The organism is Sphingomonas sp., assembly GCF_019746665.1.
Lineage (GTDB): Bacteria > Pseudomonadota > Alphaproteobacteria > Sphingomonadales > Sphingomonadaceae > Sphingomonas.
Genome location: NZ_JAIERS010000001.1, coordinates 13725 through 29106 on the forward strand (window position 1 = coordinate 13725; position 15382 = coordinate 29106).

The window sequence follows — 15382 nt, forward strand, 5'->3', positions numbered from 1 at the left end:
GGGGCAGGCCAACCGCTTCGCTGGTTCAGATGAAGATCTTCCCCGGGTTCATCAGCGCATGCGGGTCGATCGCTTGCTTCAGGCGTCGCATCAGCGCGACCGCTTCGGGGCCATGCTCGCACAGCAACGCCGCGCGCTTGCCGAGTCCAATGCCGTGCTCCCCGGTGCAGGTGCCGCCAACCGAGAGCGCGAAATCGATCATCGCCTCGTTCACCGCCCGCGCCCGCGCCCAACCCTCGGCATCATCGGGCCGCAAAACGAAGAACACATGATAGTTGCCGTCCCCCACATGCCCCAGGATCGGCGCGAGCAGCCCCGCCGCGTCGATCGCCGCGCGCGCGTTCGCGATCGCCGGCGCGAGCTGCGAGATCGGCACGCAGATGTCGGTCGACCAGACCACCGCCCCCGGCACCATCGCCCGCGCCGCCGGCAGCGCTGCGTGGCGGGCGCGCCACAGCCGGCGCTGAGCGTCGGCGTTGGCGGCCATGTCCAGCGCCCCACCGCCAAACCCTTCGCCAAGCGCCGCCAGCATCGCGCGCTGCTCGGCGACCCTGGCGGGCGAGCCGTGCAGTTCGACGAACAGCGTCGGCTGTTCGGGCAGCGCGAGCCCGGCATAAGCGTTGCACGCCCGGATCGCGACGGGATCGAGCAGTTCGATCCGCGCCACCGGAATGCCCGATTGGATCGCGGCGATCACCGTCTCGACCGCGCCATCGAGCGTCGCGAACGGCCAGGCGCCGGCGAGCACGGCTTCGGGAATGCCGTGCAGCCGCAGCGTCGCCTCCACCACCAGCCCCAGCGTTCCTTCGGAGCCCGTGAACAGGTGCGTCAGATCATAGCCCGCGGCCGATTTGCGCGCGCGGCTGCCGGTGCGCACCAGCGTGCCATCGGGCAATATCACTTTCAGCGCGAGCACATTCTCACGCATCGTGCCATAGCGCACCGCGTTGGTGCCCGAGGCGCGGGTCGCGATCATCCCGCCAAGGGTCGCGTTCGCGCCCGGATCGATCGGGAAGAACAATCCGCTCGCTCGCAGCTCCACATTCAGCTGCTCGCGCGTCACGCCTGGCTCGACCACGCAGAGCAGATCGGCGGACGCGATCTCGATCACGCGGTTCATCGCCGACAGATCGACGAGCACCGCCCCGGCGACCGCAGCCGCATTGCCTTCCAGCGAGGTGCCGACACCATGGGGCACGACCGGCACCCGCGCCGCGTTGGCCGCCGTCATCAGCGCCTGCACCTCGGCGGCGCTTTCAGGGCGGACCACCAGATCGGGGAGCACCGGCGCGTGATGCCCTTCCGCGGTCATGAACTGCGCGCGCTGCGCCTCCTTGGCGATCCAGCGAGGGCCGAAACGCTCGGCGAGCGCGTTGCTGAGGGTCTCGATCCCGGTCATGCCGCGTTCTCCAGCCGGGGAACCCAGCAGCGGCCGCCGCTCAGCGGCCCTGCCACGCCGGTCGTGCCCGGAAACGTGATTGGTAGCCCCTTTCGGGCACGCCGCGCCAGGAAAGCGAAGGCTTCCGCTTCGATGAAGTCGCCGCGCAGGCCAAGCGCGTCGCAGGCGACCACCCCGGGCAGGCGCGCGGCCAGCGCGGCCATCAGCACCGGATTATGTCGCCCGCCGCCGCACACGATCCAGCGCTGGGGCGGCGCCGGCAACAGCCGCGCAGCCTCGGCGACCGCATCGGCCGTGAAGGCGACGAGCGTCGCCGCCGCATCCTCGGTGGTGAGCGGCAGCACCGGATCGAGCGAAAAATCGTAACGATCGAGCGATTTTGGCAGTGGCTTCGCGAAATAGGGCGCCGCCATCAGCGCGGCGAGCGCGGCCGGGTCCACCCGCCCCGCCGCCGCGATCCGGCCATCGGCGTCATAACGGCCAGCCCCGCGCGCCTGCACGAGCAGATCGATCAGCCCGTTGGCGGGGCCGGTATCGAACGCGATCAACGCTCCGTCGGGGCCGATCCAGGTGAGATTCGCGACACCGCCCAGGTTTAGAAAGACAAGCGGCGGCGCCAGCGCGAGGTGATCGGCGAGCGCCGCGTGATAGACGGGCACCAGCGGCGCCCCCTGCCCGCCCGCGCCAAGATCGGCCTGGCGCAGATCGGCGACCACCGGCACGCCAAGCGCATCGGCGAGGGCACCGGCATCCCCCAACTGAACCGACAGGCCCCGCTCGGGGCGATGAAGCACCGTTTGGCCATGCAGCCCGATCAGCTCGATCCGGCCGGCATCGGGCCGGGCGAGCAGGGCGCGTGCCGCGTCGAGATGCGCGGTGGTGACGACCCGCGCCGCCTCGGCGAGGTTTGGGAGCGGCGCGCCGGCGCGGCCTGCGGCCACCGCCGCCTCGGTCGCGGCGATCAGGCAGGCGCGCTCTTGATCGGCGAACGGGCGCAGCAGCGCGGGGCCGAAGCCCTGGATGGTTTCGCCGTCGGTCTCGATGATCGCGGCGTCCACCCCGTCGAGCGAGGTGCCGCTCATCAGCCCCATCACCCGCTGCGCGCCACTGTCCCCGGGTGCTTGTACCATCGCCCGATCCTCCCGCCGTGATTGTGCCGCGGCCGCTCATTCTTGGCAACCAATATAATACCATTGGCAAAGCGTGGGATATTGGTATGCATGGTCAAAACGGTGGGAGAAGCTCGGCGTGCCCGGCGAAACCATGATGGCGGGGGAGGCCGCGGCCGCTGCCGCGCGCTCCGGTGCGCAGATAAGCTGCAACGGGGCGCTCATGCGCCAGCTCGGGGCAGTCTTGCGCGCTCTAAATGCGCCTTTTGCGGCCACGATCGCGCGCGGCAGCTCCGATCAGGCGGCGGCGTTCGCGAAGATGCTGTTCGAAACCCGCGTCGCCACCCCCACGCTCAGCCACGCGCCGTCGATCGGCGCGCTCTACCATGCAAGCTCCCCGCGCCTGCGTGGGGTGCCGCTGTTCGCCATCTCGCAATCGGGCCGCAGCCCCGATCTGCTGCGCGCGGCGGAGGATGCCCAGCGCCAGGGCGCGATCCTGATCGCGCTGGTGAACGATACCGATTCGCCGCTCGCCGCGCGCGCCGACATCGTCGTGCCGCTCCATGCTGGCGTCGAGGCCAGCGTCGCCGCGACCAAGAGCTTCATCGCGACGCTCGTCGCCCTCACCCATCTGTGCGCGGCTTGGGCGGAGGATACGGCGCTGCTCGCGGCGCTCGACCGGATCGAGCCGCTGCTTGCCGCGGCCGCGAGCCATGAATGGCACGCGGCCTTGCCGATCCTCGCCCCCGCGACGCGGTTGCTGGTGCTGGGGCGCGGCTTCACCTTGCCGATCGCGGGAGAGGCGGCGCTCAAGTTCAAGGAAGTGGCGGGCATCCATGCCGAGGCGTTCAGCCTCGCCGAAGTCGCGCATGGGCCGATGACGCTGATCACGGCGGGCGACCCGGTGCTGATCTTCGCCCCCGGCGACGCCGCGCGCGCCGGGCTCGAGGCGCGGCTGGCGGACTTCGGTGCCCGGGGGGCGCAAACGATCCTGGTCGATAGCGCCCCTTCGCCAACGGCGGCGACGGTGACGCTCCCTGCCCTTGGCGCACCCGATCCGGCGCTCGCCGCGATCGCGATGATCCAGCGTTTTTACCCGCTCGCCAATGCGCTCGCCCTTGCGCGCGGGCGCGATCCCGATCACCCTCCCTATCTCGCCAAGGTGACCAAGACGCTATGACCGCGACCGCGCTGATCGGGGCCACGCTGTTGCTGCCATCGGGCCCGGCCCAGGGCCAGGCGGTGGTGATGGAGCATGGGCGGATCGCCGCCGTCATCGCCGCCGACGCGCTGCCCGCCAGCGCGATCGTGCAGGAGCTGGAAGGCGGCTGGCTCGTTCCCGGCTTCATCGACACGCAAGTGAATGGCGGCGGCGACCGGCTGTTCAACGATGCGCCGAGTGTCGAGACGATCCGCGCGATCGCCGCCGCTCATCGGCGCTTCGGCACCACCGGGCTGCTGCCGACGCTCATCAGCGACGATGTGGGGGTGATCGAGGCGGCGATCGCGGCGGTGGAGGCGGCGATCGCGGCGGGCGTGCCGGGCGTGCTCGGCATCCATATCGAAGGGCCGCACCTCAATCCCGCCAAGCGCGGCATCCACGACGCGACCAAGTTCACCCCGCTCGATCCGGCGATGATCGCGCGTCTGTGCGCGCCCTCGCGCGGGGTGCGACTGGTGACGCTGGCACCCGAACTCGCGCCGCCGGGGGCGATCCGGACGCTCAGCGATCACGGCGTGATCGTCGCCGCCGGGCACAGCATGGCGAGCTATGCCGAGACCCGGGCCGCGCTCGACCAGGGGCTGGCGGGCTTCACCCATTTGTTCAACGCGATGACCCAGCTCGGCAGTCGCGAGCCCGGGATGGTGGGCGCCGCGCTGGAGGATCGGCGCAGCCGCTTCGGGCTGATCGTCGATGGCTGGCACGTCCATCCCGCGAGCCTGCGGGTGGCGCTCGCCGCGCGGGGGCTGGGCGGCGCGATGCTCGTGACCGATGCGATGCCCGTGGTCGGCGGCGTGCGGCCGTCCTTCTCGCTGGGCGGGCGCGAGATCACCGTGGTCGATGGCGCCTGCCGCGACGCGCAGGGCACGCTCGCGGGGTCGGCGCTGAGCATGGCGCAGGCGGTGCGCAACGCGGTCGGCCTGCTCGGCTGCACGCTCGCCGAGGCGAGCCGGATGGCGAGCGCCAATCCCGCCGCGTTCCTTCGCCTCGACCGCCGCACGGGCGCGATCGAGGTCGGCTACCAGGCCGATCTCGTGCATCTCGATCAGGACTTGCGCGTCACCCGCAGCTGGATCGCGGGCGATGCGCGTGACGAGGACGAGGGCGCATGACCCCCGATCTCGGGATGATCGAGGGCCGCTTCGGACCGGTCTGGCGCTGGCCGGCGCGCACCCAGGTGATGACGACGCTCGCCGGCGCCGGCTATCGTTTCTACCATTATGGCCCCAAGGCCGATCGGCACTTGCGGCGAAGCTGGCGCGAGGCGCACCCGCCGGAGCAAGGCGCCGCGCTCGCCCGCTTCGGCGCCGCCGCGCGCGCCGACCTCGCCCGGCGCCTGGCCGATTTCGACGCGATCGGGATCGATGATCTCGCCATCCTGTTCGACGATCTGCGCGGCGATCTGCCCGAACTCGCGGAACAGCAAGCCGCGCTCGTCGATTTCTGCACCCAGCACAGCCGCGCCACGCGCTTCTATTTCTGCCCGACCTATTATTCGACCGATCCGGTACTCGACCGGGTGTTCGGCGCGCGCCCGCCGGCCTATCTCGAAACGCTGGGGCGGCGGCTCGATCCCGCGATCCGCGTTTACTGGACCGGCGAGGAAGTCTGCGCGCGCGAGATCACGCCCGGGCATTTGCGCCGCGTCGCCGAACAACTCGGCCGCCCGCCCTGCCTGTGGGACAATTATCCGGTGAACGACGGCGCGCGCATGTCGCGCTTCCTGCATCTGCGCGCGTTCACCGGACGCCCGGCGAGCCTCGCGCCGCTGCTGAGCGGCCACGCGATCAATCCCGCGCTGCAGCCGCTGCTCGGCTGCCTGCCCGCGCTCACCTTGCCGATGAGTTACGCGCAGGGCGACGATTATCGTTATGGCGACGCGCTCGCCGCCGCCGCGCGCGCGCTGTTCGGCGCGCCGCTGGCCGAGATGATCATCGACGATCTGTTGCTGCTCAACGATACCGGCCACGATCGGTTGGGGGCACATGCCGCCCGGCTTCGCGCGCGCTATGCCGCGCTCGACCATCCCGCCGCTGCCGAGATCGTGCGCTGGCTCGACGGCGCGGACATCATGGCAGAGGGCGCGGTGGAGACCGAGGCATAGCCACGCGCCGCGCGGGCGGAGCGACGCCTCGTCCGCGCGCCCTGCATGGCGGATCATCGGCGCGTGGGCGCGAGCGTCGCCATCAGCACCGCGACGGCCACCAGCACCGCGCCAGCCGCGTCCGCCAACGCCGGCCGATACCCATTGGCCGCCACGTCGATCACCGCCCCCACCACCGGCTGGATCAACAGGCCGGCCCCAACCGCGACCGGTGAAAGCCGCCCCACCGTCAGCACGAGCAGACCCTGCCCAATCACCTGCGCCACGGCGGCGGACGCGATCAGGGGACCCCAGTCGCGGGCGATCAGCGGTTCGCCCGAAAGCACCGTGAAGACGAGCAGCGGCGGCGCGCTCGCCACCGTCATCCAGACGAACGCCGCCAGCGGCGCGACGCGTCCCGCGAGCCGTGCGGTGACGACGAAGAACGCGGTATAGACAATGCCCGCCACCAGGCAGAGCAGATCACCCAGCGAACGGGCCGCGTCCAGCTGCACCGAACGGCCGAGCAGCAGGGCCGCGCCCAGGCACGCCAGGACCAGCGCGGCGATCTGTGCCCGGCCCGGCCGCACCCGCTCGGCCAGCATGGCGTAAAGCGGAAAGAACAGCACCGCGCAGTTGCCGAGCAGGACGGCGTTGGTCACCGTCGTTCGCACGATTCCGGCGCAATAGATGGCAAGCGACGCGGCAAACACCTGCCCCGCGATCAGCAGCGGCCCGATCGCGCCGCGCGGCAGCCGTTGCTCGCGCGGTAACAGCAGCAGCGCCGGCAGCAGCAACGGGCTCGCGATCGCGACCCGCCAGAAGGCGCTCGCCAACGGCCCCGTTTCGGCGAGCTGGATGAACCAGGGGCCAAGCGCGAGCGCGACATTGGCGCCGACCACGGCGACGATCCACGGCACGCCGTGGCGACGATGTGCCCCGGCCGCGTCGTTCAGAGGAACAGCTCGGCCATGGCGTCGCAGATCGCCGCCGTGTCGATCCGGTGCAGCGCATATTGGTCGGGCAGGTCGCCGGTCTGGCCGAAGCGTTCGACGCCGAGTGGGCTGACGCGCTGCCCCCGCACCCCGCCGAGCCATGACAGCGTCGCCGGATGCCCGTCGAGCACCGTCACCAGTCCGGCGGTTGGGCTGAGCGCACCGAGCAGTTGGCCGATATGCGCCGCCGCGCCACGTTCGCCCCGCCAGCGCGCCGCGCGCTGCGCGGTCCAGCCGGCATGAAGCAGATCGGGCGAGGTGACGGCGAGCAGGCCGAGACCGGGCAGATCGTCGCGCAGTGCCTCCCAGGCGGCGATCGCCTCGGGAGCGACCGCGCCGGTGAACACGATCGCGGCCTCGGCGCCCGGCGCGGGTTGCCGGAGCCAATAGCCGCCTTTCAACACGCCGTCTTGCCAGCGATCATCGCCGCGCGACGGCTGCGCGATGACGCGGGTGGTCAGCCGCAAATAGGTCGAGCCACCGTCGGGCGCCTGCATCCGGCGGAAGGCCTGCTCCAGCAGCAGCGCCAGTTCATCCGCGAAGGCGGGTTCGTAATAGGTGACGCCGGGCTGGCCGATCCCGATCAGCGGCGTCGAAATTGACTGGTGCGCCCCGCCTTCCGGCCCCAGCGTGACGCCCGAGGGAGTCGCGACCAGCAGGAACCGCGCGTCCATATACGCGGCATAGTTCAGCGCATCGAGGCCGCGGGCGATGAACGGGTCGTACACCGTCCCCACCGGCAGCAGGCGGGTGCCGAACAGCGGTGCGGCGAGGCCCGCCGCGGCCAGCATCAGGAACAGGTTATGCTCGGCGATGCCCAGCTCGATATGCTGGCCCGCCCCGCCCGCCTGCCATTTCTGGGCGGAAGGGATGCGCGCCGCCGCGAACACGTCCGCCACTTCCTTGCGCCGGAACAGCCCGCGCCGGTTGACCCACGCGCCCAAATTGGTCGACACGGTGACGTCGGGCGAGGTCGTCAAGATCCGGTCCGCCAGGGGATGATCGGATCGGGCCAGCTCGAACAGCATCTTGCCGAACGCCGCCTGGGTCGATTGCTCGCGGTCCGTTGGCGGTTCGATCCGGGGGACGGGAACGCCTTCGTCCACCAAATCGCCACGCGGGTGCGCGATGGGGGCGGCTTGCACCAGCGCCTCGGCCGCGCGGCGGGCATTGTCGCCAAGCCCCGCCCACGGCGCCCACTCCTCACCCTGCCCGATGCCCAGCCGCTCGCGGAGACCGTCGATCTGCGCGGGGCTCATCAGCCCGGCATGGTTGTCCTTATGCCCGGCAAGCGGCAGGCCATAGCCCTTGATCGTGTAGGCGATGAACAGCGTCGGGCGCTCGTCGCGGGCGCCGTCGAACGCGTCCGCCAGCGTCTCGGGGCAATGTCCGCCCAAATTGGTCATCAGCTCGGCCAGCGCGTCATCGCTGTAAGCGCCGAGCAGCGTCGCCACGCCGGGCCGGGCGCCGATATCGGCCTCTAGCCGCGCCCGCCACGCCGCCCCGCCCTGATAGGTGAGCGCCGCGTAATCGGCGTTGGGGCAGGTATCGATCCACTCGCGCAGCGAACCGCCGCCGGGCTGGGCGAAGGCGGCGCGCTGGCGGGCGCCATGCTTCAGCGTGACGACACGCCAGCCGCAGGTCTCGAAGATATCGTCGAAGCGCCGGAACATCCGGTCGGCGGTGGTCGCGTCCAGGCTCTGCCGGTTGTAATCGACGATCCACCAACAGTTGCGAACTTCGTGCTTATAGGCCTCGATCAGGCACTCATAGATATTGCCCTCGTCGAGTTCGGCGTCGCCCATCAGCGCGATCATCCGCCCCGCATCGGCTTCAGCCAACTGGCCATGCGCGATCAGATAATCCTGGACGAGGCTGGCAAAGGCGGTGACCGCCACCCCCAGGCCGACCGAGCCGGTCGAGAAGTCGATCGGGATCGCGTCCTTGGTGCGGCTGGGATAGCTTTGCGCCCCGCCCAACGCGCGAAACCGTTCGAGCTGATCGCGCGACTGGTTGCCCGCGAGATAATGCGCGGCGTGGAGCAGCGGCCCGGCATGGGGTTTCACCGCGACCCGATCTTGCGGGCGCAGCGCGTGGAAATAGAGCACCGCCATGATCGTCGACATCGACGCGCACGACGCCTGGTGCCCGCCGACCTTCAGCCCGTCACGGCTCTCGCGCCGATGATTGGCGTTATGGATCGTCCAGGCGCTCAGCCAGCGCAGGCGCTCATCCAGCAGCGCCAGGGTATCGGCATGGGACAAGCTTTGAGTCGTGGTATCAGGCACGCGCCTACTCCTGGTGGCGACACGCGGTCGCGTCGTGTAGCGGCGAGGCACCGGCAACGGCCCCCGCGCCGATTGCCGTCCCGGGTAAAGCATGAAGGCCTAGCGCCGCCATGCGGTTGCCCAAGCCCATCCGACCGAAAACCGCAACCACCGCGCCGGTCGCCGCCGGCATAAGTGGTGCGCCGCCGCGCCCGATCGTCGGCTCGCCAGTCCTCATCAGCGCCTGCCCTTCCTCAACATGACTGACCGGTCATATTATGCCCGACATGATTGGTCCATCGCGATCGCGCGTGCGCCGCGTTAGGCCGGCAACAGCGGAGCGATGCGCGCGGCGCTCCCGCGAATGTCCGCTTCCAGAGCGGCGGCGGCCTGGTCCCCGTTGCCCGTGGCCAGGCCGTCGATGATGCGGGCGTGACGCGCAAAGTCTTCCTGCTGATCGAGCTCGGCTTCGATCAACGAGAAGAGCGGACCGATCCGCAGCCACGCGGCGAGGATGATTTCGCACACGTCGAGCATCCCCGATGCGCCGTAGATGGCGAAATGAAAATCGAAATTGGTCTTGAGCAGCGTGCCACGGGCCAAGTCGGCGGCGGAAGCCGCGCGATAATCGTCATTCAAGTCGCGCAGCCGCTCCACCAGCGCATCGTCGCGCCGCGCCGCCGCACGTGCCGCCACCAGGGTTTCCAGCCGCACGCGCGCCTCGATGATGTCGAGGAAGCGAGTCGCGCCGAGCGTGGCGATCACGAAGCCGCTCTGCGGTTGCGCCAGCACCACCCCTTCGGCGGCCAGCCGGCGAAGCGCGTCCTTCACCGGCATCGTGCTCGTTCCCAGACTCTCGGCGAGCGCGCGCGTGGAGAGCGCCTCGCCCGGCCGAAAGGCGCCGATCATCAACGCATCGCGGAGCTGATCGTAAACCGCGTCCTGCATGGTCCTGCCGGGGCGCGCGCTGAGCGGCCGCAGCAGAAGATGGTCGACGACCGGACGGCGGCGCCCCCGGCGCGGTGGGGGTGGCGCGGCCGCGTCACCTGGGCTGGCGGCGAGAATCTTGCTGTCCATTCGGCCATGCTAGCGAACTTGGAAGCCCCGCGCGAATGGTGCGTCGTCATCGATCCAAAGCTGGTTATACCCCGTCGCGTGCGCCGTACCCTGGATCGAAGGCAGGATCGCGTCGTAATCGCCGACCCGCGTCGTGCCCTCGATCCGGCCGACGAAGCACGAGCCGATATAGCTGCGATGCTCGAACGCGATGCCCGGCGTCAGGCGCCCTGTGGCGGCGAGTTGCGCGAGCCGGGCCGACGTGCCGGTTCCGCACGGGCTGCGGTCGATCGCCCGCTCGCCATAAAAAACGGCGCTGCGCCCGCTGGTCCCGTCGTCGGCAAGCGCATCGGCCCAGAGAACATGGCTGACGCCGCGGATCGAAGGGTCGAGAGGGTGGACGGCGTCGATCGCGGCATCCACCGCCGCCCGCACCGGAGGACTGAGCGCCAGAATACCGCCCGCCCCGACCGCCTCGACGCCGGCGAAACCCGGCTGCGGCTCGACGATCGCGTAGAAATTGCCGCCATAGGCGATGTCGACGCGTAGCGGCCCGAGCCCCGGCACCTCGACGGTAACGTCGCGGCTGTGGAGGAAGCTCGGCACGTTGACCAGCCGCACCCATTCCACGCGATCGGCGCGCCGCGCAAAGCTCACGTCCAGAATCCCCGCCGGCACCTCGATCCGCAGCCGGCCCTCCTCGCGCGGCCGGATCAGCCCATGTTCTAGCGCGAAGGTTATCATCCCGATCGATCCATGTCCGCACATCGGCAGCACGCCGCTTGTCTCGATGAACAGGATCGAGGCGTCGCAGTCCTGCCGCAGCGGCGGATAGACGAACCCACCAGACATCACGTCGTGCCCGCGCGGCTCGAACATCAGGCCGTCCCTGATCCAGTCGAAGCGCCGGATGAAGTCCTGGCGGCGTTCGCTCATCGTCGCGCCTTCCAGAAACGGCGCGCCACCGACCACGAGTCGCACCGGGTTCCCGGCGGTATGGCCATCTATGCAGAAGAAGTGAGAACGCATCGTCGCGGTCCTTATTGTTGAGAGTCGCCGGCCGGCAGCGGGTGTTCGGCGGCGGTATTGGATCGCCTGATCGCGCCGAACCTTGCGAGCGCGAACATGGGCGGCGGCGGGGCTTGCCCGGCGATCATATCGCGGACGATCTCCCCCGTCCGCGCGGCGAGCGTCAAACCAAGATGTGCATGGCCTACCGCATAATAGAGCCCCGCCACCTCGTTGCCGCCGATGCCGGGGAGATAATCCGGCAGCGTCGGCCGGCACCCCATCCAGCGCGTGACGCAACCGCCGTCGAGCAGGCCAACCTCGCGCAGATGGTGCTCCAGCCGATCCCATTTGCGCGGATCGGGCGGGGTTTGCGGACGGCCGAACTCGACGAAGCTGGTGGCCCGCATCCGGTCGCCAAAGCGCGTCACGACCACGGCGCGATCGTCGAGGACGAGCGGTGGCAGGTCCATCGGCCAGCCCGGTCTGTCGAAACCGACATGATAACCGCGCTCGGCGATCAGCGGCGCGGGGATGCCGGCGGCGCGCAGCAACGGCGCGGACCAGACCCCCGCCGCCACCAGGACGGCGTCCGCCGCGATCCGCGTGCCGTCGTCCAGCACGACGCCAGGGCGCGCGCCGCCCTGGACGGATCGGGCATGGCGGGCGATCCGCTCGACCCCGGCTTCATCGGCGAACCGCCGCACGCGCCGCAGCAACAGGCCGGGGTCCGTAACCTGGCCGGTGCCGGTAAATCGCGCCGCGCCGAACGCGGTCAGCCGTAGTTGCGTGGCGAGTGCCGCCCGGTCGCGGGCACCGGCGGGCGCATAAGTGGTCGCGCCGGTGGCGCTGCGCGCGAGCGCCGCCATCCCGCGCTGCTGCGCGTCGCGCCCCTCCCAGACCACCAGATGCCCCTGCTCGCGGATCAGCGCGTCGGCATCCGGGCCGAGCAGCCGTCGCCACGCCGGGATCGCGTCGGCGGTCAGTGTCGCGAGCGCGGCGGTGCCGGCGCGAAAGCGGCCCGGGGCCGAGGCGGTGAGCAGGCGCAGGGACCAGGGCAGCCATGCCGCCACATCGCGTGGCACGAACGCGACCGGCCCGCCTCGGCTGAACAGGCGTCGCGGCAGCGCGCGGACCAGCTTGAGCGAGGCAAGCGGCTCGACATGCTCGGTCGCGAGGTGGCCAGCATTGCCCCACGACGCCGGCTCGGGATCGTCAGGGGCCACATGCCGCACCCCCAGCCCGGCCCGCGCGATCGCCAGCGCCGCGCAAGAGCCGACAATCCCGCCCCCAACGACGATGACGGAACGTGGCTTGCTCAACGCCGCTTCCTTATGGAGGTTGGCGCCTCGACTTTGGACGCATATCTGGTATCTCAGAAATGGCGTGCGAACGGCATCGCTGTCAAGACCTTCCGCGGCGGGAGAAGAGGTTGACCATCGCGCTACGCCTGCAAGCGGCCCTGGAGGCGGCCACCTCGCCTTTGGCGCGCGCCGCGCTCGCGGTCGATGCGCCGGCGCTGGGCCTCGCGTGGCGCGGAGGCACCGCCGATCGCCCGTTTCGGATCGCCAGCATCACCAAGCCATTCGTGGCGGCGACGATCCATCGTCTCCGCGAGGAAGGCGTGTTGACCCTCGACGATACGATCGCGCGCCACGCCACGGCGGAGACGCTGCTTGCGCTCACGCGGGGGGGCTATGATTGCGGCGCGATCACCTTGGCCCAGCTGCTGTCGCACACGTCCGGCCTGACCGACCATAGCGTGGCGCCGGGCTTCGTGCGCGCCGTGGCCGCGGACCCGCGGCGGCGATGGACTCGTGCCGAGCAGATCGCGCTGGCGATGCGCGCCGGGCCGCCGATCGGCCCGCCCGGGGCGTGTTACGCCTATGCCGACACCGGCTATATCGTGCTTGGCGAGATCATCGAGCGCGTGACCGGCCTATCGCTGGCGCAGGCCGTCCGCCGCCTGGTCCGGCTCGATGCGCTCGGCATGGCGCAGACCTGGTGGGAGACGCTGGAGGAGCCGCCCGCTGGCGCGCCGGAACTTCAGCCGCAATGGCACGATGGCGCCTCGGCCAGCGACTGGCATCCATCGTTCGATCTATTCGGCGGCGGCGGGTTAATCTCGACCGTTGGCGATTTGAATCGCTTTCTGGCCGCCTTGCTGGCCGGCGAGATCCTGCGCCCGGCGACCGTTGCCGAAGCGCTAGCGACCCCCGCGGTGGCACCGGCGCAAGCCACGACGCCTGGCCGCAACCACTCGCTGCTCCTCGCGACGATGCGGATCGGCAAGCGTTGGTGCCTTGGCCATACCGGCTTTTGGGGAAGCGCGACGGTGCGATTGCCTGGAACGGGCGCGACTGTGTCGCTGTCGATCAACGCGTCGGGCGATCGCGCCTGGCGAGCGATGCTCGACCTGCTGGAGTTGATCGACACGATGCTGGTGGCGGAGTGGTGCTCGCGGTCGGCTGGGGCTAAGCTGTCGCCATGACCAAACCCATCGCCCGGCAAGGCGCTCCCCGCGCCGCCCGGCCCGCGCCCGCCCCCCGCGCGCGCGCCGCCATCCGCCCCGATCCCGTCCCGGCCCATGTCGCCGATCGCATGGATTTCGCGGGCCATCTGGCCGGGTGTGTCGACGGCGCCGGCCGTGGGGAAAAGACGCGACTGAAGCTGCTGGGCTGCGGCTTGCGCCTGCTCGCCGACACGGGCTTTCGCAGCCTCAACGTCGATGACGTCGTCGGGCTGGCCGAAATCGCCAAGGGCACCTTCTATATCCATTTCACCAGCAAGGATGCCTTTCTGCTGGAGCTGGCGGACCGCTATGTCGCGTTCGAGGCCGCCGCCGCCCCGGAGCGCGATCCGGATGCCACGACTTTCGCGCAGGTGCGCGACTGGCTCGCCTGGTATGAAGAGATGTTCGCGCGCAATATCGGGGTGGTGCGCTGCCTCGTTCAGGCGGCGGAGACGAGCGAGGCGATGCGGGCGCTTTGGCATCGCCGCAACGCGGTGCTGATCGATCGCCTGCTCGGCAGCTACTTCCCTCCCAGCGGCGCCATCGATCCGGCGCTCGCGCGAACGGTGTTGCGGGTCGCCGGCGGGATGATCGACCAGAGCCTGTTCGAACGTCACCGCGTGCAGGTTGGGCCGGGCCGGCGCGAGCCCGACGATCGCGCGCTGCGGCTCGAGCTGCACGCCCTGCTCTGCTACCGCGCGATCTATGGCACCAATCCCCCGGCGGACGAGCTGAACGGAACCCGCGAGCTGCTGGCATGGCCGGGTCGGTGAGCGGCGGCGTCGCGATCCTCGGCACCGGCCTGATGGGGCTGCCGATGGCGGCCAACCTGGCACGCGCCGGGCTGCGCGTTTCGGCCTGGAACCGAACCATCGCCAAGGCCGAGCCGCTCGCGCGCCTGGGGGTGCGGCTTTGCGCGACCGCGGCAGAGGCGGTGACAGGCGCCGAGGTCGTGCTGATCATGCTGTCCAACGGTGCCGTGGTGGACGCGGCCCTGGCCGACATCGCCGATGCGCTTTCCCCCGGCACGACCGTGGTCGTGATGAGTTCGATCCCGGTCGAGGCGGCGCGCGCGCAAGCGGCGGCGCTCGCCGCGCGCGGCATTGGTTATGTCGACGCGCCGGTGTCTGGCGGCACCCGCGGCGCCGAGGCGGGCACGCTCGTCATCTTGGCCGGCGGCGGCGCGGCGGAGATTGACCGTCTCGCGCCGATATTCGCGCCGCTGGGGCGGGTGACCCGGGTGGGCCCGGTGGGATCGGGCCAGCTCGCCAAGCTTGCCAATCAGCTGATCGTCGGGGTCACGATCGGGGCAGTCGCCGAGGCGCTTATCCTCGCCGAGGCGGGGGGTGCCGATCCGGCGGCGGTGCGCGCCGCGCTGCTCGGCGGCTTCGCGGACTCGACGATCCTGCGCCAGCACGGCGCGCGGATGGTGGAGCGCGACTTCGCGCCGGGCGCGCATGCGACCACGCAGCTCAAGGATTTAACGACCGTCGCGTCGCTGGCGCGGAGCTTGAAGCTCGACCTTCCGTTCGCCACCCTCGCGCAACACGAATTCGCGGCGATGTGCGAGACGGCGCGCGGCGCGTTGGACCATAGCGCCCTCTACCTCGCGATCGGCGAGCGGCGCCGCGCGGACTGACGCTGGCCGATCGACCTTGCCAGCGCTTCGGCCCGGTCCCCCGGGCGCGCCATCGCTTGCATAGCCACCCAACATGACTTAGCAGTCATATA

The 15382-nt window shown here is 70.5% G+C and carries 13 protein-coding genes; 6 read left to right on the forward strand and 7 right to left on the reverse strand.

Features of this window, described 5'->3' with window-relative positions:
• Window positions 1-25: 25 nt before the first annotated feature.
• Together K2X73_RS00070 and K2X73_RS00075 are read right to left on the reverse strand one after the other, a co-directional pair.
• Window positions 26-1399, reverse strand: a complete 1374-nt coding sequence (locus K2X73_RS00070; RefSeq protein ID WP_294107363.1) for an FAD-linked oxidase C-terminal domain-containing protein — start codon at window positions 1397-1399, stop codon at window positions 26-28.
• Window positions 1396-2529: an anhydro-N-acetylmuramic acid kinase gene (locus tag K2X73_RS00075; RefSeq protein ID WP_294107365.1), complete on the reverse strand. Its 1134-nt coding sequence runs from the start codon at window positions 2527-2529 to the stop codon at window positions 1396-1398. The genes K2X73_RS00070 and K2X73_RS00075 overlap by 4 nt, the downstream gene beginning before the upstream one ends.
• A 223-nt stretch (window positions 2530-2752) precedes the next feature.
• Between K2X73_RS00075 and K2X73_RS00080 the strand changes: the two genes are divergently transcribed.
• From K2X73_RS00080 to K2X73_RS00090, 3 genes are read left to right on the forward strand one after another with little or no spacing between them, the layout of a single operon-like run.
• Window positions 2753-3688, forward strand: coding sequence for an SIS domain-containing protein (locus K2X73_RS00080; RefSeq protein WP_294107367.1), 936 nt, complete (start codon window positions 2753-2755; stop codon window positions 3686-3688).
• Entirely contained in the window at window positions 3685-4842 is a 1158-nt protein-coding gene (nagA, locus tag K2X73_RS00085) for an N-acetylglucosamine-6-phosphate deacetylase (RefSeq protein WP_294107369.1), read from the forward strand. The genes K2X73_RS00080 and nagA overlap by 4 nt, the downstream gene beginning before the upstream one ends.
• Window positions 4839-5834 carry a beta-N-acetylglucosaminidase domain-containing protein gene (locus K2X73_RS00090; protein ID WP_294107371.1) on the forward strand — a complete coding sequence of 332 codons (996 nt, stop codon included), beginning with the start codon at window positions 4839-4841 and terminating at the stop codon, window positions 5832-5834. Before nagA ends, K2X73_RS00090 begins: the two co-directional genes overlap by 4 nt.
• 53 nt (window positions 5835-5887) lie before the next feature.
• On the opposite strand, the gene K2X73_RS00095 is transcribed toward K2X73_RS00090, so the two are convergent.
• The 5 genes from K2X73_RS00095 to K2X73_RS00115 form a co-directional block, all read right to left on the reverse strand.
• Complete coding sequence (locus tag K2X73_RS00095; protein ID WP_294107373.1) at window positions 5888-6733, reverse strand: DMT family transporter; 846 nt, start codon at window positions 6731-6733, stop codon at window positions 5888-5890.
• Window positions 6734-6765: 32 nt separating this feature from the next.
• The gene (locus tag K2X73_RS00100) at window positions 6766-9096 is read right to left on the reverse strand and encodes a transketolase (protein WP_294107374.1); all 2331 of its coding nucleotides are present in this window, start codon (window positions 9094-9096) and stop codon (window positions 6766-6768) included.
• A gap of 300 nt (window positions 9097-9396) precedes the next feature.
• Entirely contained in the window at window positions 9397-10152 is a 756-nt protein-coding gene (locus tag K2X73_RS00105; RefSeq protein ID WP_294107376.1) for a GntR family transcriptional regulator, read from the reverse strand.
• A 9-nt stretch (window positions 10153-10161) separates the two neighbouring features.
• Complete coding sequence (locus K2X73_RS00110) at window positions 10162-11160, reverse strand: 4-hydroxyproline epimerase (protein WP_294107378.1); 999 nt, start codon at window positions 11158-11160, stop codon at window positions 10162-10164.
• A gap of 11 nt (window positions 11161-11171) precedes the next feature.
• Entirely contained in the window at window positions 11172-12461 is a 1290-nt protein-coding gene (locus K2X73_RS00115; RefSeq protein ID WP_294107382.1) for an FAD-binding oxidoreductase, read from the reverse strand.
• Window positions 12462-12571: 110 nt separating this feature from the next.
• On the opposite strand from K2X73_RS00115, the gene K2X73_RS00120 reads away from it, so the two are divergent.
• From K2X73_RS00120 to K2X73_RS00130, 3 genes are read left to right on the forward strand one after another with little or no spacing between them, the layout of a single operon-like run.
• Window positions 12572-13630 carry a serine hydrolase domain-containing protein gene (locus K2X73_RS00120; protein WP_294107383.1) on the forward strand — a complete coding sequence of 353 codons (1059 nt, stop codon included), beginning with the start codon at window positions 12572-12574 and terminating at the stop codon, window positions 13628-13630.
• The gene (locus K2X73_RS00125) at window positions 13627-14424 is read left to right on the forward strand and encodes a TetR/AcrR family transcriptional regulator (protein WP_294107385.1); all 798 of its coding nucleotides are present in this window, start codon (window positions 13627-13629) and stop codon (window positions 14422-14424) included. Before K2X73_RS00120 ends, K2X73_RS00125 begins: the two co-directional genes overlap by 4 nt.
• Window positions 14409-15290, forward strand: coding sequence for an NAD(P)-dependent oxidoreductase (locus K2X73_RS00130; protein WP_294107387.1), 882 nt, complete (start codon window positions 14409-14411; stop codon window positions 15288-15290). The genes K2X73_RS00125 and K2X73_RS00130 overlap by 16 nt, the downstream gene beginning before the upstream one ends.
• The last annotated feature ends 92 nt before the right edge of the window (window positions 15291-15382 follow it).